Source organism: Geodermatophilus sp. SYSU D01106 (genome assembly GCF_054049995.1).
Window position 1 is genome coordinate 184860 of the sequence record NZ_JBJGYM010000004.1, and the last position, 17748, is coordinate 202607.

Below are 17748 nucleotides of genomic sequence, written 5' to 3' on the forward strand. Positions count from 1 at the left end.
GGCTCAGAGCTCGGCGAACCCGCGGGCGGCGAGGGAGACGGCGAGGGCGGTCATCACGGCGGCGATGACGCCGTCGAGGACCCGCCAGGCGGCGGGGCGGGCGAACACCGGGCGCAGCAGCCGCGCGCCGAACCCGAGCGCGGTGAACCAGACGACGCTGCCCAGCCCCGCCCCGGCCGCGAACGCCCACCGCTGCTCGCCGTAGGTGGAGGCCGTCGACCCGAGCAGGACGACGGTGTCGAGGTAGACGTGCGGGTTGAGCCAGGTGAGCGCGAGGCAGGTGCCGACGGTGACCGCGAGGCCGGCGCGGATCCCGCCGGCGTCGGGCAGCAGGGTCCCCGGCCGCAGCGCCCGCCGGGCGGCGAGCAGTCCGTAGCCGAGGAGGAAGGCGGCGCCGGCGAAGCAGACGACGGGCACCAGCCAGGGCAGCCGGTCCAGCGCGGCGCCGGCCCCGGCGACGCCGGCGAGGATGAGGGCGAGGTCGGACAGGGCGCACACCGCGACGACGGCGGCGACGTGCTCGAGGCGCAGGCCCTGGCGCAGGACGAAGGCGTTCTGCGCGCCGATCGCGACGATCAGGCCCAGGCCCAGCGCGAGTCCGGAGGCGGCGGCGAGCAGGGCGGGCGTCGTGGGCACGTGCCCGACGCTAGGAAGTACCGCACCACAGGTCCAGCTAAGGATCCTGTTGCACCGTTAGCCTCGCTGTCCGTGGAGCTGGACCTGGCGCAGCTGCGGGCACTGGATGCGACGGTGCGGGGCGGGACGCTGGAGGCGGCGGCGCGGGCGCTGCACGTGACGCCGTCGGCGGTGAGCCAGCGGCTGCGCGCGCTGGAGGTGGCCACCGGCCGGATCCTGCTGGTGCGCAGCAAGCCGGTGCGGGTGACCGAGTCGGGGCAGGCGGTCCTGCGCCTCGCGCGGCAGGTCGACCTGCTCACCGCCGATGTCGCCCGCGAGCTCGGCGACGACCCGGCGACCGCGGCCGTCCCGACGCTGCCGGTGGCCGTCAACGCCGACTCGATGGCCACGTGGGTACTGCCCGCGCTGGCGCCGCTGGCCGGGGAGGTCTGCTTCGACCTGCACCGCGCCGACCAGGAGCACACCAGCGCCCTGCTGCGCGCCGGCACGGTGATGGCGGCGGTGACGGCGGAGGCCGAGCCGGTGCCCGGCTGCACCTCCACCCGGCTCGGCTCGATGCGCTACCGGCCGATGGCCGCCCCGCCGTTCGCGCGGCGCTGGTTCCCCGACGGGCTCACCGCCGAGGGCCTGGCGCGGGCGCCGGTCGTCGTCTTCGACCGCGAGGACGAGCTGCAGCACCGGCTGCTGCACGCGTGGGCCGGCAGCGACGCCACTCCCCCGCTGCACTTCGTGCCGGCCTCGGCCGACTTCGTCCGCGCCGTCGCGCTCGGCCTCGGCTGGGGCATGGTGCCCGACCTGCAGACGCGCGACCTCGACGCGGAGCTCGTCGATCTCGACCCCTCGGCCGCCGTCGAGGTCACCCTGCACTGGCAGCAGTGGAAGCTGCGCTCGGCGACGCTCGACCGCGTCCGGGAGGCCGTGCTCGCGGCGGCCGGGCGGGAGCTGGACCGCCCCTAGGGTCGGGCCCGTGATCCGCGTCTGCTTCGCCGGGGTGACCGGCTGGACCGCCCCGCCCGTCCTGGCGGCGATCGACGCCGCCGAGGACCTCCAGCTCGTCGCCGGGGTCTCCCGGTCCGCGGCGGGCCGGGCGCTGTCGGAGTCCACCGCCTCGACCGCCGACGGCCTGGTGCACGCGACCGTGGCCGGCGCGCTCGCCGCGGCCGAGGTCGACGTCCTGGTCGACTACACGAGCGCCACCGCGGTGCGCGGTCACGTGGAGACCGCCGTCGCCGCCGGGGTGCACGCCGTCGTCGGCACCAGCGGGCTGACCGCCGCGGACTACGCCGCCCTCGACCGGCTCGCCCGTGACCGCGGCGTGGGCGTGGTCGCCGCCGGCAACTTCTCCCTGCAGGCCGCCGTCCTGCAGCAGGCCGCGAAGCTCGCCGCCGCGCAGCTCGACCGCTGGGAGATCGTCGACTACGCGAGCGCCGGCAAGCCCGACGTGCCGAGCGGGACCGCACGCCAGCTCGCGGAGGCCCTCGGCGAGGTGCGGGCGCCGCTGCCCGCCGTCCCGCTGGCGGAGCTGCACGGCCCGGTCGAGGCACGCGGCGCGGACGTGGCCGGCAGCCGCGTGCACTCGGTGCGGCTGCCGAGCTTCGTCGTCAGCACCGAGATCGTCTTCGGCGGCACGGGCGAGCGGCTGGTCATGCGGCACGACACCGGCGAGTCGCCGGACCCCTACGTCGCCGGCACGCTGCTCGCCGTGCGCCGGGTGGCCGAGCAGCCCGGCGTGCGCCGCGGGCTCGACACGCTGCTGTTCGGCTAACCCGCGGCGGGCAGCCGCACCGTGACGCGGAGGCCCCCGCCGGCGCGCGGCGTCAGGGTGAGCGCGCCGTCGTGCGCCGCGGTCACCCGCTCGACGATCGCCAGGCCGAGGCCCACGCCCGCGTGCCCGGTGCGGACGCGCCGGCCGCCGCGCTGGAACGGCTCGGTCAGGGTGGCGACCAGCTCGGGTGCGAGCTCCTCGCCGGTGTTCTCGACCGTGAGCACCACGGCGCCGGGACGCGCCGTCGTCGAGATCCACACGCAGCCGCCGGGCACGTTGTGCACCACCGCGTTCTGGACGAGGTTCGCCGTCAGCTGCAGCAGCAGGGCGGGCGAGCCGCAGGCGGAGGCGACCTCGCCGGCGGTCTGCACCTGGACGCCCAGCGACTCCGCCAGGGGCAGCAGCGTCTCGGCCGCCTCCTCGACGAGCAGGGACAGGTCGACCCGCTCGCGGTCGGGCGGGCGGTGGTCGGCGCGGCTGAGCAGCAGCAGCGCCTCGGTGAGCTCGATGGCTCGGGTGTTCACCTCGTGCAGCCGCTCGACGAGGACGTCCGGGTCGCGGCCGGGGTCCTGCCGGGCGACGTCGAGGAGCGTCCGGGTGATCGCCAGCGGCGTGCGCAGCTCGTGGGAGGCGTTCGCGGCGAACCGGCGCTGCTCGGCGACGTGCGCCTCGAGCCGGGCGAGCATGCCGTCGAAGGCGTCGGCGAGCTCGCGGAACTCGTCCATCCGCCCAGGCAGCGCGATCCGGTGCGACAGCGAGCCGGTCGCCGCGGTGCGGGTGGCCTCGGTGATCCGGGTCAGCGGGGCGAGCACCCGGCCGGCGAGGAACCAGCCGCCCGCGAGGCCGACGAGCAGCAGGAAGGCGAGGGCCGCGGCGGCCCGCGGGACGAAGGCACGCTCGAGGTCGGAGCGGTTGGGGACGAACAGCCCGGGGCCGCGTCCGGGACCGCCGCCGGTGACCAGGACGGCGTCGGGCACGTACCGGAGCAGGAAGACCCACACGACCGCCAGGAGCAGGGCGCCGGTGAGGACGACGAGGCCGGCGTAGCTGAGGGTGAGGCGCAGGCGGACGCTCGGGCCGGGCGCCCGGGTCACCGGCCGCCTCCGGCCGGGGCCTCGATCCGGTAGCCGACGCCGGGGACGGTGGCGATCAGCCACGGCTCTCCGAGACGCCGGCGCAGCGCGGAGATGGTGATGCGGACGGCGTTGGTGAAGGGGTCGGCGTTCTCGTCCCAGGCGCGCTCGAGCAGCTCCTCGGCGCTGACCACCCCGCCCTCCGCGGCGACGAGCACCTCGAGGACGGCGAACTGCTTGCGGGTCAGCGCGACGTAGCGGCCGTCGCGGAACACCTCGCGGCGGAAGGGGTCCAGCCGCAGACCGGCGATCTCCCGCACGGGCGGCCGGTGGTGGGCCCGCCGGCGGTCGAGCGCGCGGAGCCGGAGCACGAGCTCGCGCAGCGCGAAGGGCTTGGTGAGGTAGTCGTCGGCGCCGAGCTCGAAGCCGGAGGCCTTGTCGTCGAGCCGGTCCGCCGCGGTGAGCATCAAGATCGGCAGGCCGCTGCCCGAGGCGACGATGCCCCGGGCGATCTCGTCCCCGGAGGGGCCCGGGACGTCGCGGTCGAGAACGGCGACGTCGTAGGTGTTGACGGCGAGCAGCTCCAGGGCGGCGTGCCCGTCGCCGGCGACGTCGGCCGCGATCGCCTCCAGGCCCAGCCCGTCGCGGATGGCGCCGGCCAGCACGGGCTCGTCCTCGACGATCAGCACGCGCATGCGGCGAGGGTAGGGAGCGGGGGCGTATCGCCGGCGTATGCGCGGCGGCATACGCCCCGGCAACACGCCCGCGCCTTGGCTGCGGGGCATGCCCGCTCCCCTGCTCCGCCGCGCCCGGCCGCTGGCCGCCGTCGCCCTGGTCCTGGCCGCCGGCTGCGCGGTCGCCGGTCCCGCCCCGGCCCTCCGGCACGGCGGGAGCCCGCCCGCTCCGCCGGGAGGCGTCACGGTCGACGACGGCGTGCTCCCCGACGGCGCGACGGTCTTCGACGACCGGTACCCGGCGGTGTCCCGGCTCGACGCCGAGCTGCTGACGGCCCTTCGCGCGGCGGCGTCGGCGGCCTCCCGCGACGGGGTGGAGTTCGTCGTCACCAGCGGGTGGCGGTCGCCGGAGTACCAGGAGCAGCTGCTGCGGGAGGCGGTCGACGAGTACGGCTCCCTGGAGGAGGCGGCCCGCTGGGTGGCGACGGCGGAGACGTCGGCACACGTGACGGGAGACGCGGTCGACGTCGGGCCCACGGACGCCATGTCGTGGCTGTCGCAGCACGGCGCGGACTTCGGGCTGTGCCAGGTCTACGGCAACGAGCCCTGGCACCACGAGCTCCGCCCCGACGCCGTCGAGGACGGCTGCCCGGCCCCGTACGCGGACCCCACCGAGGACCCCCGCATGCGGCCGTGAGCAGCGGCTAGAAGCTGCCGACGGCCAGCGCGGTCGTCGCAGCGAAGACGACCAGGGCCACCGGCCCGACGGCGAGCGCGGCACCCGGCGCCCATCCCGGCCGGCTCCGGGCGGCGAGGACAACCAGCACCAGCCCGACGACGAGCAGGACGCCCTGCAGCACCCACCCCGCGGTCAGCCAGGTCTGCGCCGTGCTGCAGGGCCGGCAGCCGGTCACCGTGCAGCTGTAGGTGTTCGTGCAGTTCGTCATGACGCCGAAGGAGGCGCCGAAGCTGCCGAGCGTGGCGAGGAACAGGGCCACGGCGAGCGAGCCGACGCGCAGCAGGCGCTCCACTAGGCCGGGATGACGGGCTGGGCGAGGAGCACGCGGTCGAGCATCGCAGCCGGACGGCCCTCCGGACGTCGACTGCCACGGGGACACGGCCGGACGTCGTCCCGGGGTGGCTCTTCCCATCAGCTGCTGTGACGGGTACAACTGTACGGACATCTTGTACGCACAACCGATGGCGCAGGGCTGCGCCCCGAGGAGTGCTCCATGAGTTCCCCCGCCCCCGCCCCCGAGCGGTCCCGGGTGCCGCTGTTCGCCACGATGAACCGGATCCCGGGTGGGCTGATGCTCATCCCGCTGGTGCTCGGCTCGGTGATCGGCACCTTCGCCCCGGACGCCCTCGGCATCGGCAGCTTCACCACCGCGCTGTTCCAGGACAGCGCGCTGCCCCTCATCGCGCTGCTGATCTTCGCCACCGGCACCCAGGTCACCCTCCGCACCAGCGGCCCCGTGCTGGCGCACACCGGCGTCATCCTGCTGTTCAAGAGCCTGATCCCGGCCGGCCTGATCGTTCTGCTGGGCCTGGCCGTGGGCATCGACGGCTTCTGGGGGCTGTCGATCCTCGGCCTGCTGGCCGCCTTCGACAACAGCAACGGCGGGCTGTGGCTCGCCTTCACCGGCAAGTACGGGGACAGCCGCGACCGCGGTGCCTACATGGCCTCCGCCATCAACGACGGCCCGTTCTTCAGCCTGCTGTTCCTCGGCGCCTCCGGCCTCGGTGACATCCCGGTGCTCACGCTCGTGGCGGCGATCGTGCCGTTCCTGCTCGGCGCTCTCGTGGGCAACCTCGACCCGCAGTGGCGCGAGGTGCTGCGCCCGGTGCCGAACATCGTCATCCCGTTCTTCGCCTTCGCCCTGGGCACCGGCATCGACCTCGGCGCGGTGGTCACCGGTGGCATCGGCGGCATCGCGGTCGGCGTCGCCGTCGTCCTGATCACCGGCTCGCTGGTCTACATCGGCTACCGGTTCGTGCTCCGGCGCGGCCGCAAGGCCGGCATCGGCTTCGCGTCGGCGACGACGGCCGGCAACGCCATCGCCACCCCGGGCATCGTCGCGGCCGCCGACCCCCGCTTCGCCGAGTTCGCGGGGACGGCGACGGCCCAGGTGGCGGCCTCCGCCCTGGTCACCGCGATCCTCGCGCCGATCGTCGCCTCCTTCGTGCTCAAGCGCGCCGGCGGGCTGACCACCGAGGACGAGGTGGGGGTCCCGGTCGCCACCGTCACGGAGCCCGCCCACGAGGCGCCCGACCGCGAGGCGCCCGACCGCGACGGGCCCGGTCCCGACCCGTCCGGCCCCGGCGGGAGGACGACGGGGGACGGCCGGTGAGCCGCACCGGCGTCGTCGCCGACGACCTGACCGGCGCCACCGACACGTCGGTGCAGTTCGCCCGCCAGGGCTGGCCGACGCTGCTGCGCCTGCGCCCCGGCGCCGACCGGCTACCCGCCGACGCGGTGCTCGCCGAGTGCACCGACGCCCGCGCCCTGGGCGACGAGGCCGCGCCGGCGACCGGTGCAGCCGTCACCCGGCTGCACCGGTCGGGTGTCGAGCGGCTCTACGTCAAGGTCGACTCGACGCTGCGCGGCTCGGTCGCGGCCCAGGTGCGCGGCGCCCTGGAGAGCTGGTCGGCGGTGCGCCCGGCCGCCTTCGCCGTCGTCTGCCCCGCCTACCCGGCGATGGACCGCGTGGTCACCGACGGCGTCGCGCTCGCCGGGGGGCAGCTCCTGGAGGAGGGCCCGGCGGGACGGGACCCGGTCACCCCGGTGGCCACCTCCCGGCTGGCCGAGCTGCTGCCCGGCTCCGTGCACGTCCGCCAGCCGGCCGACGGCGACCCGGCCACGCTGGCCGCGGCGCTCGCCGCGGCCGGCCGCGACGCCCGGGTGGTCACCGTCGACGCCCGCGACGACGCCGACCTCGCCCGCCTCGCCGACGCCGTCGACCGGGTCGGCCCCGACGCGGTGCCCGCCGGCTCGGCCGGGCTGGCCGGGGCGCTGGCCGCCCGCTGGCGCCCCGCGGCGCCGGCTGCCGACGGCGGCGCACCGCCGTCCGGCGAGCGGCCGGTGCTGGTGCTGGTCACCTCGCTGCACCGCACCGCCCGCGAGCAGGAGGCCCGGTTGCGCCGGGTATACGACGGCGACCTGCTGCACCTGGCGCCCACCGCGGCCGACCTGGCCGACGAGGCGGCGTGGGCGGCCTGGGTCGAGGGCGCCGTCCCCTCCGGCCCGGTGCCGGACCTGACCGTCGTCACCGCCCCGGAGGAGCGCGCCGCCGGGGCGCGCGCCGACGCGGTGGCTGCCGCGCTGGCCGGGCTGGTCGCCCGGCTGCACGCACACCGGCCGTACGCCCGGGTGGTGGTGACCGGCGGCGACGGCGCCCGGGCGCTGGTGGACCGGTGGGGCTGCACCGGCATCGAGGTCCTCGGCGCGGTCACCGAGGGCGTGCCGCACGGCCGCCTGGTCGGTGGGGACGCCGACGGGCTGCCCGTCACCACCAAGGCCGGCGGCTTCGGCGACCCGGACACCCTCGTCCGCGCCGTCTCCCCGGCCGGACGACCCTGAGCCCGCACACGAGGAAGAGGACAGTCATGGACAAGCCCACGCTCGCCGTCACCATCGGCGACGTCGCCGGCATCGGCCCGGAGATCACCGCCAAGGCCCTGCTGGGGCACGACGACCTGCGCGCCGAGTGCGTGCCCGTGGTCGTCGGCGACGTCGGCGCGGTGCGCCGGGCCGTGCAGGCCGTCGGGGGCGACCCGGCCGTCGTGCGGCAGATCGACGACCCGCGCGCCGCCACGAACGAGCCCGGCACCGTGGAGGTCGTGCAGGTCGGCGACCCGATGCCCGAGGTCCCGCTCGGCCGGCTCAGTGACGTGGCCGGCGACGGCTCCTACCGCTTCGTCGTCGCCGCCTGCGACCTGGCGAAGTCCGGGGCGGTCGACGGCATCGTGACCGCGCCGCTGAACAAGGCGGCGATGCACTCGGCCGGCCACGCCTGGCCCGGTCACACCGAGCTGCTCGCGCACGAGTTCGGCGTGGAGAACTTCAGCCTGGTGCTGTCGGCCGGCGACCTCTACCTGTTCCACCTGACCACGCACGTCTCCCTGCGGCAGGCGATCGAGGCGGTCACCCCGGAGCGCACGCAGGCGGTGCTCCGGTTGGCCGGTGCCTTCACCCGCGCGCTGGGCAAGCCCGACGCGGAGGTGGCGCTGGCCGGGCTCAACCCGCACGCCGGGGAGAACCGCATCTTCGGCGACGAGGACGCCGACGTGCTGGCGCCGGCGGTCGAGGCCGTGCGCGCCGACGGGGTCAACGCCGTGGGCCCGCTGCCGGCCGACGCCCTCATCCCCGCGGCCGTCAAGGGGAAATACGAGATGGTCGTCGTCTGCTACCACGACCAGGGGCACGCGCCGTTCAAGGCCGTCTACGGCGACGACGGCGTGAACATCACCGTGGGCCTGCCGGTGGTGCGGGTGTCGGTGGACCACGGCACCGCCTTCGACATCGCCGGCCAGGGCATCGCCCGCGAGGGCAGCCTGGTGCTGTCCTGCCGGCGCGCGGCCGCACTCGCCCGGGGCTGGGACCAGGTCTGGCAGACCGCGCAGGCGTCGGCCGCCCAGCTCGGCGCCTAGGCTCGGCACCCGTGCCGGGTCTCGACCGGGCCGCCGGGCGGCCGCTGCACGTGCAGGTGGCGGACGCGCTGCGCGCGGAGATCCGCGACCACCGCCTGCCGCCGGGGTCCCCGCTGGACGGCGAGATCGTCCTGCAGGAGCGCTTCGGGGTGGCCCGGTCGGTGGTGCGCCAGGCGCTGTCGACCCTGGTGGCCGAGGGGCTGGTCGAGCGCAGCCGCGGGCGGGGCAGCATGGTGGCGCCCGCGCGGCAGCACCACCGGCTGGTGCAGCGCGCCAGTGGGCTCTACACGCAGATGGCCGCCGAGGGCCTCGAGGTCACCACCGAGGTGCTCTCGCTCGACGAGGAGCCGGCCGCCTCCGCCGAGGACCGCTGGCTGGGCGGGGACCGGGTGCTGCGGCTGGAGCGGCTGCGCCGGGTGGACGGCCGGCCGCTGGCCCGCATCCGCACCGCCCTGCCGCTCCCCCGCTGCGCCGGGCTGACCGCCGAGGAGCTCACCGACGCCTCGCTGCACGAGGTGCTCACCCGGCGCCTCGGTGCCCGGCCGACGAGCGGGCGGCGGCAGGTGCGCGCGGTGGCCGCCGACGTCGACCTCGCCCGGGAGCTGGAGACGCGGCCGGGGGCTCCCCTGCTGCTGCTCGAGGGCCGGACCCAGGACCAGGACGGCCGGCCGCTCGAGGTCTTCGCCACCTGGCACCGCGCCGAGGACATCGCCTTCGACGTCGACCTGGAGGCCGGCCCGGTCGATCCGTCCGGCTCTCCTCCGCCCCCTCCTCCGCCCGGCCGGGAGGGTTTACGGGAGGCCGCCGAGCAGGCCCAGCTGCTGGCCGACCGCCTCCGCGAGCTGGCCGACCGCGAGCTCTGACGCCGGCAGGCCCCGGTCCGCCCGTCGGCCGACCACGGACGGGTAGCGTCGGCGCGGAACGAGGAGGCTCCATCGCCACAGACCGTGGACGCGACGCCGACGCCCGTCTCGACTCCCCCGCGCAGGGCGGGGAGACGACCGACGGGGAACCGGCCGCCCAGCTCACCGACGCCCAGATCCCGTCACACCAGGCCGTCGAGTGCCCCGAGTGCGGCGCTCCTACGTCGGCGCGGGCGCTGTCCTCGTGGGGGAACTGCCGCGCGTGCCGCACGGCCCAGTCCCGCCTGACCGACCCGCTCCGCTGGTGACCGGCGCCGTCACCGGTGGATCCCGGGCACCCCGACCTCGCGCAGGTCGGTGACCGCCAGGACCCGACCGGTCGGGTACAGCTCGATCTCGGCGTCCTCGGTCGCCGCCGCCATCACCGTCAGCCAGCCGGCGGGCCCGAACCGGACGACCCTCCGCACCAGCTCCAGCTGACGGGACGGGTCAGCCGGGTCCTGGACCACGACCCGGGCCTGGTGGAGGTGCCGGTCGTTGACGGTGGTGATGTCCATCGGCCGAGCCTCCTCCGCGGGGTGCCTGCGCGACACCTGCGGCGGATGAAGGGACCCGCCGGACCTGAAGGCGCAGGTCAGGCGTTGGGCGACGGACGAGTCGGCCTGTACGCCGGGGACGGATTCGGGGATGTCGATCATCGTTGGGCGACGCCGGATGTGTTCGTTGACCTGCAGGTTCGCCGTTGGCAGCTGGTGGTCAGGATGGCCCGCAATTGACCCTGCTGAGGAACGATTGAGGAACGCTCCCAGTCATTCCACCCGCTTCGGCGGTCGCTGATCAGCGACCGGGGTCCGGCCCCTGTGAGGCGTACAGACGGGACGGAGCCCCGCGCTGCCAGGCTGACCTGGCGGCGTTCGCCGGAGTTCGCGGATGTCCGACAAGGTCTGCTGACCAAGGACTTTGTAGCCCTGGCGGACGACGGCGACCGACCGCGAAGCAAGATTGATTTAGGCCAACTACAACCATGGCCGCGGAGTCGTTGAGACCGCCGCCCTCCTCTTCCGCAGGCCCGCGACGAGGCGAAGCGTCCCCGGCTCGGGATTGCCAATTTCCCGGGGCAAGACCTGTTGGCTTCGCGCGTTCCTATACGGCGAGGGAGCCCGCAGATCGATCCTTCGGACGTCGCCAGTTGGCAGGCGCCTGATCATTAGCAATGCCGGAGTTGGGGGCAGGCAGATTGCGCTCTTCTATATCTACCACATATCGGTGCCATCCCGATACCGCCTGGAACCGCGCCAGCCAGAGCTGCGTCGTCCCCAGAAGCTCATTAGGATTTCGTCGTGCGCGACCGCGAAACCAGACGTCCGAGATGCCCGGCGGCAAGACGAGGTCATCGACGTGCTCAGACGTCGCGTCGTCGTACGTATCTGAGAGTCGATAGAAATAGTCACCCCCTTCCTTATGACCGCGAGCGAACAGGAAGAGGTGTCGCTCATCAGCCGACTGGGCCAAGAGCTTATCCATGTTTTCACGAGCCCAGCCTTCCTGCAGCAACTCGGAACACACTTGCGCAAGCTCGTTCAAGCGCAACGGGATCGAGCCGCTTTCGGTCTGGGACTGTCCCGCCCTTTTCGCGCGGGCCCATTCACTCATGAGGCGCGTGGCAGGGGGAGATGTGATTTCCACGATGCCTTGGCGCGCTGGAGCGCCGGGGTAGATCCAAGAACCGTCAGGCATCTTGTTGCCGGCGCCTGCATCGGCTAGCTTGATTTCACTCCGAGCACCTGCTCCATAGCCAGAAATGCGATCTCCTCTTCACGGCTTGCCGTGGTCCCGGTCGCGTTGCTCATGGCTTGAAGGCCAGTGGCCACGGTCGCGCCGAGCGCCGACACATACGAGTAGCCCAGCGGGAGGGCTGTAGCGCTGATGGGGACCCGTGTGATGCAGCGTGATGGCCGTTGCGCGCTCGAGGAGAGGTTGACCCACCGCCCGGATCTCTCAGGCGAGCGCCCGAAGTCGGTCCCCTGACCAGTTCGTTGGGCGCCAGCGGAAGCCGACGAACTGCCGTCGCGAGAGGACGGCGAGCCGGTGCGTGGGTGACGCGTTCTGTCAGCCCTGTCTGTCCCGCCGCCTCGGGAAGGGCTTCCTGCGTGTCCTGCAGGAACGCCGTGTGTCTTTGTTTCTAAGGAACGCCGAGGAAACACATGGGCATCACAGGCCGGGGCGTCCGACCCATGCTAGTTGCCGCTCCGCAACGAACGCTCCTTGCTTGAGGCGGCCCTTGAGGATTCCGACACGAGTCCGACCTTCGACGACCTGAAGGCCAACACCTGACGGCTCGAGCAATCTGCGGTCGATTAACACCGTCCACCGCTTCCAGGTGCCGTGGAGTTCCCACATCTGAGCGACACCGAGGTGGACGCCCGAATTACGCACCCTAATCCAGTGGTCAGGATCCGCCGCGTATACATCGATGACGTCGTGCTCCGCAGGGCCCGTCGGCATCGCGGCAATCTCTGCGGCTCGCAGCGCTTCGAGGCCCCAGCGGATCCGCGACAGATTAACATCGCCGTAATCTTGGATAAACGGCTCCTTGTCTGAGTGGTCATACAGCCACTGCTCAGCGACGTCATCTGGCCACCCAAGGCCGAGGACTCGGTCGGCTGTCCGGAACGCCGTGAACCCTCCACCAGATTTTCGAGACGCCTCGGCGAGCGCGGTGAAGTCAGCTAGGTGCACCTCAAGGTCCTTTTACTTGACGGGCTCGTTCCGAACCCGCACCTGCCCCAACTGCGCCCGAGCCCGACGGAGCTTTCACCCCTTACGCAGGACGCCTGCAGCCACGCCCAACGGCTGAGGAGACCTGAAGAAGACGTCGCAAAGGCGCGATGCGCGCAGCCCCGCCATCTCATAGGAGAACCAGCTATTGGCACGCGGATAGTCATGAGTTGGGCTTGAACACCTTGGTGAGCCGAGCGTACTCGGCGGCGTCGTATGCGGGTGGCCCGTTCGTGGAGATGGCGGTCGTGTCCCAGGGCCTTAAGCCGTCGGCGCGAGGTGTCAGCAGAACACCGACCGTCCATGGGTAGATCGGTCCCCGGGCACCTGATTTTTGCAGGAAGTCCTGGCGACGCAACAGTAGCCACGACCGGTAGATCTCAAGGTGGTAATCGGTGAGCTGGGACATGGTCGTGAAGGTGAGCTGGAAGGACCCCATATCGATGTACATGATCCGGTGGTCCATCCTGTGGCCATCTGGTGCAACCTGGGCGCATCGGGTCAGCCGTCGCAACAGCAACCTTCCCAGTTCGGCCCGCTCCCCGACCGCCACCCTGTCAATATTGGACAGAAGCGTGATGCGCTCCGTCTCGTCGCCTGTGAAGTCGGTGTCTGCGATGTCTTCGAGGATCTGCTGGAAGATCGCATGCCCGAAGCGGTCAGCTGCCGCTGCAGGATCATAGGGGAGGAGAGGATGACTCGTATTGATGGCACCAGTCTCTGGAATCCAGTCCGGCATCTCCGCCGGAGGCGCCTGCGCATCCTTCTCGGCCAGGTCTAAATATCGGTTGCTCTCTGCGCCGAGCTCAAGCGGGTCCCTATCATCGGCGACTCGGTGTATGTAGTCAACGATCGCAGTGGCTGAGCGGAGTTGGTTCCAGAGGAACTCCCAGTCGCGTCGAGTCAGGACAACGCTGGGGCCCTTGGGGTCGGTGGGCGGAATGACACCCGCAGGTGGAAGATCGGGGTGGTCAACCACCACGACGGGAACCCACGCGACCGAGCGTCCTCGAATCGCGACGTTGCGTCCCCGCAGGTTTGTCAGCTCGACAGCGGGGTTGAGCAGGGCCGTCCTGATCGTGCCCCGTGCTTGTCGCAGGCCTTGAGCTGCGTTCTTCAGTGTCCACCGCGTCGCCTTCTCAGGGGTGTCTCCGGTAACACCTCGAGCCTTGACCTGGAGGCTGATCCCTCGCGGGCCAGCAAGGATCGTTCCGTCGCCGAGCTCGCGGATCCCGTTTCCCTTCGCGAAGACCTTCGGCTGTAGCACGAGGTCCCGCAGGCCCCACCGGCCGGCGGCCGCCCGAGTCGCTTCTTCGACCGCTGTGCCGTCCCGGCTGACGTCCGGTAGGTCGCGAGCGGGAGCGATCTCGCGTCCGATGACGGCCCCGTTCTCGGCGAGGCGCATGTAGACCAGCGTGCCGTCTCCGTTGAGGTAGGTGGCCAAACTCCGGTCAGATTCGGCGATTGCGGCTCGGGCATCTTCTTCCTCCTCGCCGCTGCTGAACTTCACCGGCAGCCAGGTGTTGACCTTCCCCTGTGGAAAGTGTTGGTCTAGCGCGTCTAGGAGATCCGTGCGGTAGGGGGCGCTGACGGAGCGCTCCAATCCATCAATGAGGTGCCGCGTGATCACAATAAGACCATGCGAGCGGTGGGAAAAGTTGTCGTTGGGGTCGTCAGGCCAAGGGCCAGCATTCAAAATGACATCGAAGGAAACATTGGGGTTGCCTCCGAACGACACTCCAGCCGAGCCTTCGTAAAGAGTGAGTCTGGCCAACCTCTTAGGCCGGTCTAGCGGACCGGCGGGGTCGGCCATAATTTCCTGGATGCGCACGCCGTCTCGAGGGTCAGGCTCAGGATTGGCCTCGGATGCCCACGCGGTAAAGAGCGGAAGCTCTCCTTGGGAAGATTCCCATGCGCTCAGCGCCTCGAGCCCGGCTGCGAGGTGCGCCATGTCGCGGGCGATCGTCCGCGTAGGCTCAGAATGCTCAAGCCGTTCACTGAACGGCTGTAGTAGACGGAGTGTCCGAATTTGGTCGGGGCGCAGACCCCTCAGATGCCCCTGCGCGGAAAGGGAATCGAACACCGAGGGCGCAGCGACGAGCGGCATCCGGTGGCCCTCTGTGTCGACCGACCCGATCGCGCGGCACACCGTGTTCGCAGTAATCAGAACGCAGGCGTCCAGCGCGGCCTTGATGTCGCGAAGGAAGGTGGCCATCGCTTCGTCTGCCTCTCGTTGGAGGGCGTGATCGGGCTCAAAGGCACACAACACTTCTCGGACGAGAGGCTCGGGAGACTCGACCCACGCGGAGAACGCTTCGTTGTCCCGCATCGCGTTCCAAAGTGCGTTGATGCGAGAGCGGCCATCCTGGGCTCGGGCCAGGTGGCTGCGAGCGACTGAGAAAGCGGGCCCTGCCAGCAAGTCGTCCGCAATGTCCTCCACGGGACCAGCCTGCCACTCAAACCTGACCACACCGTCAGGCGCGCAAGGTCTGGAGCGGACGCCGTCCCATCGTGGCCGGGGGAGGCGGATCAACCTGAGAGATTGTCGTTTCTGCCGCGTCATCCTGGAGCCGATACGCGGGGACTCGGTCGGCTGAGCCACAACGGCGATGTTGCAGGTCCTGGCGCGACCTACTCGCCGGCCCCTCTCCGTGACCTCCTGTGGACGTGCCCGACGACGGGCCGGCCCTCGGGAGGCTCAGTCGCCGAACGGGCGGGCAGCGGCGCCGCTGCGGACGGCAAGACTCGCCGCCCACTTCCCCGGCGGCATCTCTGCCATCCGCCGTCAGCCCAGCCACCAACGGCTTCGAGCCCCATCAGCGCGGAGGGCGGCTCATGCCGCCTCGCACCCGGCACAGACATCACGAACCCCGAGACTTCAAGATCACTAGGCGTCACCTCTCTTGTATCGCGGCAACGGCAGCGACTACGGGCGGGGTGTCATTACTCGCAGGCACCCAAGTCCACCCGCATGTCGTTGCGGCCTCGACTCACTCGTCCCAACGAGTTGCTGGCCCGACAGTGCATGAGGTGTGTCGCCTCGTGATCTTGGATGCTTCAGTGGAGCCGGATCGGCGGCTCCGGTCAGGCGAAGCAGCCAGTGCTGCGGACCAGGGCACAACCGGTCGAGGCAGCCCGACGGCTGGCTTACGAGCTACAAGTGAAGAGCTGCAACAGGTCGTCGTCCGCTGCTGCCGCCAGCTGAGCCACCTGGTCGCGGTGCAGCCTCTTCGGCCGGCTGAGCAGCCAATCAGCCAAGTGGTCGCCCTCGACGTAGGTCACCCCGCCGGCACTCGCGACGCGCTGCGGGAACGACGCCCAGACCACGACCACAGGCTCGGGCTGAGGAACCGTCACGCTGCTGCGTGAGGCCAGGGCGCGAGCGACTGCCGTCCCGGCGCGTGCCTGTCTTCCCCGTTGGCCACGCTCGGTCCGCGCGGCGTCCGGGTTGTCCCTCGGCGTGATCGTGGCGCCAGCGTCATCGACGCTCACCACGCCGCTCCACGCCTTGCTGTCGAACACGAAGACACCACCAGGCCCGACCACCACGTGGTCGACGTTGCCGGCGCCGGGCCAGGCGAGGTCGTGCACGACGTGCCAGCCCGACCGCAGGAGGGATCGCAGCGCCCGAGCGGTGCGCCGCCCCCCCTCCGCGCCGACACCCCACTTCTCGATGTGCTGCGGCGGCGACTTCCACGCGATGACGAAGAGCGCGAGCCCCAAGCCGAGCACCACGCCGCCGAACCAGTGAAGGCGGCCTTCCGTCAGCGAGGTCAACGCGGCACCCAAAGCAAGGAAGGGCGACACGATCAGGAGCAACGGTCCGAGCACGCGACGGCGCCACCGACCGCGCAGCCGCCGGTAGCGCTGCTCGGCGTACCGACCGGCTCGAGACGAGCGCTTCCACGAGCTCACGGCGTCACCATCGGCCAGGCGGCGCCCAACAGCAGCCGGGTGGCCCAATACCTCACCACTGCAGGGGAACTAGAGACCTTCTGCAGTCCCGTCGTCAGGCTCATGAGGCGTCCTTGAGCCTCCGGTCCGGCTGCAGTGCAAGGAGCCGAGTTCGTCCACAGGCGCCGCCCGCTCCACAGATCCCGCCGGACGAATTCACCGCCTGCGGCCGCGCAGTAGCCCGGGTGCAGCGGCCAGAGATCCTGCCGCTCGGTCCGCACGAGGAGACGGCATGGCGAGCATCTCGAGGCGACCCAACGGCACCTGGCAGGCTCGCTACCGCGCCACCCCGGGCGGCCCCCAGCGGTCCCGCATCTTCACGCGGAAGGTCGATGCCCAGCGCTGGCTCGACGAGGTCCGCGCCAGCATCGTCACCGGCCAGTACGTCGATCCTCGCGCCGGCCGGCAGACCGTCCGCGAGTACGCCGAGCAGTGGCGCGCCGCCCAGGTGCACCGGCCGACCACGGCCGCCCACGTCGAGACGATGCTGCGCCGACACGTCTACCCGAGCCTCGGCGACAAGCAGCTGTCCGCCGTCCTGCCGAGCGACGTCCAGGCCCTCGTGAAGCGGCTGTCCAAGACACTCGCGCCAGGCACGGTCGGCGTCGTCCACCGGATCCTGTCCGCCGTCTTCAAGGCTGCCGTCCGCGACCGCCGCATCATCGCGTCGCCGTGCACGGGGACGCGGCTGCCCAAGGTTCACAAGCAGCGCATCGAGCCGCTGTCCATCGAGGCCGTCCGGGCGCTCACCGACGCCGTCCCTGAGCGCTACCGGGCGCTCGTCACCCTGGCCGCCGGCACGGGCCTGCGACAGGGCGAGGCCCTCGGGTTGACCGTCGACCGGATCGACTTCCTCCGCCGGCAGCTGACGGTCGACCGGCAGCTCGTCACCATGCCCGACCGCCCGCCCTACCTGGCCCCGCCCAAGACCCAGGCCTCGGTGCGGGTGGTCCCGCTCCCCCAGGTCGTCGTCGACGCCCTCGCCGCCCATCTCGCGCAGTGGCCGAGCGACGGCTTCGTCTTCACGACCGACCTCGGCAAGCCGATCCGCCGGACCGCCTTCTCCGCCACGGTGTGGCGCCCGGCCGTCAAGACAGCCGGCCTGGACGACAGCGTGACCTTCCACGGCCTCCGGCACTTCTACGCCAGCCTGCTCATCCGGCACGGCGAGTCGGTGAAGACCGTCCAGGCGCGGCTCGGTCACGCGAGCGCCTCCGAGACCCTTGACACCTACAGCCACCTATGGCCGGACTCCGACGACCGGACGCGCGCAGCGGTGGACGCCGTGCTGGCTCCGCATGACGAGCCGCCAGGGAGAACCACTCACTTGCGCCCCTGAGGTCAGTCGGCTGGGA

General features: G+C 72.0%; 17 protein-coding genes. 8 read left to right on the forward strand and 9 right to left on the reverse strand.

From position 1 onward, the window contains the following. Positions 1 to 3: 3 nt before the first annotated feature. Complete coding sequence (locus ACI78R_RS06340; protein ID WP_457040031.1) at positions 4 to 636, reverse strand: LysE/ArgO family amino acid transporter; 633 nt, start codon at positions 634 to 636, stop codon at positions 4 to 6. A gap of 72 nt (positions 637 to 708) precedes the next feature. On the opposite strand from ACI78R_RS06340, the gene ACI78R_RS06345 reads away from it, so the two are divergent. Both ACI78R_RS06345 and dapB read left to right on the forward strand, forming a co-directional pair. Then, positions 709 to 1593, forward strand: coding sequence for a LysR family transcriptional regulator ArgP (locus tag ACI78R_RS06345; protein WP_457040032.1), 885 nt, complete (start codon positions 709 to 711; stop codon positions 1591 to 1593). Positions 1594 to 1603: 10 nt separating this feature from the next. After that, positions 1604 to 2401, forward strand: a complete 798-nt coding sequence (gene dapB, locus ACI78R_RS06350; RefSeq protein ID WP_457040033.1) for a 4-hydroxy-tetrahydrodipicolinate reductase — start codon at positions 1604 to 1606, stop codon at positions 2399 to 2401. On the opposite strand, the gene ACI78R_RS06355 is transcribed toward dapB, so the two are convergent. Next, a complete protein-coding gene (locus tag ACI78R_RS06355) occupies positions 2398 to 3495 on the reverse strand; it encodes a sensor histidine kinase (protein ID WP_457040034.1) in 1098 nt (365 codons plus the stop codon). The genes dapB and ACI78R_RS06355 overlap by 4 nt on opposite strands. After that, a complete protein-coding gene (locus tag ACI78R_RS06360; RefSeq protein ID WP_457040035.1) occupies positions 3492 to 4169 on the reverse strand; it encodes a response regulator transcription factor in 678 nt (225 codons plus the stop codon). Before ACI78R_RS06360 ends, ACI78R_RS06355 begins: the two co-directional genes overlap by 4 nt. Positions 4170 to 4257: 88 nt before the next feature. Between ACI78R_RS06360 and ACI78R_RS06365 the strand changes: the two genes are divergently transcribed. Then, on the forward strand, positions 4258 to 4845 hold the full coding sequence (locus ACI78R_RS06365; protein WP_457040036.1) for a M15 family metallopeptidase: 588 nt from the start codon (positions 4258 to 4260) through the stop codon (positions 4843 to 4845). A gap of 7 nt (positions 4846 to 4852) precedes the next feature. On the opposite strand, the gene ACI78R_RS06370 is transcribed toward ACI78R_RS06365, so the two are convergent. Then, positions 4853 to 5179: a hypothetical protein gene (locus ACI78R_RS06370; protein ID WP_457040037.1), complete on the reverse strand. Its 327-nt coding sequence runs from the start codon at positions 5177 to 5179 to the stop codon at positions 4853 to 4855. A gap of 201 nt (positions 5180 to 5380) precedes the next feature. On the opposite strand from ACI78R_RS06370, the gene ACI78R_RS06375 reads away from it, so the two are divergent. Genes ACI78R_RS06375 through ACI78R_RS06390 form a run of 4 tightly spaced genes read left to right on the forward strand, consistent with a single transcriptional unit; the run spans position 5381 to position 9661 of the window. After that, the gene (locus ACI78R_RS06375; RefSeq protein ID WP_457040038.1) at positions 5381 to 6499 is read left to right on the forward strand and encodes a 2-keto-3-deoxygluconate permease; all 1119 of its coding nucleotides are present in this window, start codon (positions 5381 to 5383) and stop codon (positions 6497 to 6499) included. Then, positions 6496 to 7728 carry a four-carbon acid sugar kinase family protein gene (locus ACI78R_RS06380; RefSeq protein ID WP_457040039.1) on the forward strand — a complete coding sequence of 411 codons (1233 nt, stop codon included), beginning with the start codon at positions 6496 to 6498 and terminating at the stop codon, positions 7726 to 7728. The genes ACI78R_RS06375 and ACI78R_RS06380 overlap by 4 nt, the downstream gene beginning before the upstream one ends. Before the next feature lie 26 nt (positions 7729 to 7754). After that, on the forward strand, positions 7755 to 8798 hold the full coding sequence (gene pdxA / locus ACI78R_RS06385) for a 4-hydroxythreonine-4-phosphate dehydrogenase PdxA (RefSeq protein WP_457040040.1): 1044 nt from the start codon (positions 7755 to 7757) through the stop codon (positions 8796 to 8798). Between the two features lie 11 nt (positions 8799 to 8809). Further along, positions 8810 to 9661 (forward strand): GntR family transcriptional regulator, encoded by an 852-nt coding sequence (locus tag ACI78R_RS06390; protein WP_457040041.1) that lies wholly within the window; start codon positions 8810 to 8812, stop codon positions 9659 to 9661. Between the two features lie 317 nt (positions 9662 to 9978). Here the strand turns inward: ACI78R_RS06390 and ACI78R_RS06395 are convergent, their stop codons facing one another. The 5 genes from ACI78R_RS06395 to ACI78R_RS06415 form a co-directional block, all read right to left on the reverse strand. Then, positions 9979 to 10218, reverse strand: a complete 240-nt coding sequence (locus ACI78R_RS06395; RefSeq protein WP_457040042.1) for a hypothetical protein — start codon at positions 10216 to 10218, stop codon at positions 9979 to 9981. 586 nt (positions 10219 to 10804) lie between these two features. After that, the gene (locus ACI78R_RS06400) at positions 10805 to 11314 is read right to left on the reverse strand and encodes a hypothetical protein (RefSeq protein ID WP_457040043.1); all 510 of its coding nucleotides are present in this window, start codon (positions 11312 to 11314) and stop codon (positions 10805 to 10807) included. 558 nt (positions 11315 to 11872) lie between these two features. Then, positions 11873 to 12400, reverse strand: coding sequence for a hypothetical protein (locus tag ACI78R_RS06405; protein WP_457040044.1), 528 nt, complete (start codon positions 12398 to 12400; stop codon positions 11873 to 11875). 202 nt (positions 12401 to 12602) lie between these two features. Next, on the reverse strand, positions 12603 to 14879 hold the full coding sequence (locus tag ACI78R_RS06410; protein WP_457040045.1) for a hypothetical protein: 2277 nt from the start codon (positions 14877 to 14879) through the stop codon (positions 12603 to 12605). Between the two features lie 707 nt (positions 14880 to 15586). After that, complete coding sequence (locus ACI78R_RS06415) at positions 15587 to 16354, reverse strand: NERD domain-containing protein (RefSeq protein WP_457040046.1); 768 nt, start codon at positions 16352 to 16354, stop codon at positions 15587 to 15589. A 271-nt stretch (positions 16355 to 16625) separates the two neighbouring features. Here ACI78R_RS06415 and ACI78R_RS06420 point away from each other — a divergent pair, with 271 nt between their 5' ends. Next, entirely contained in the window at positions 16626 to 17732 is a 1107-nt protein-coding gene (locus ACI78R_RS06420) for a tyrosine-type recombinase/integrase (protein WP_457040047.1), read from the forward strand. Positions 17733 to 17748: the final 16 nt, after the last annotated feature.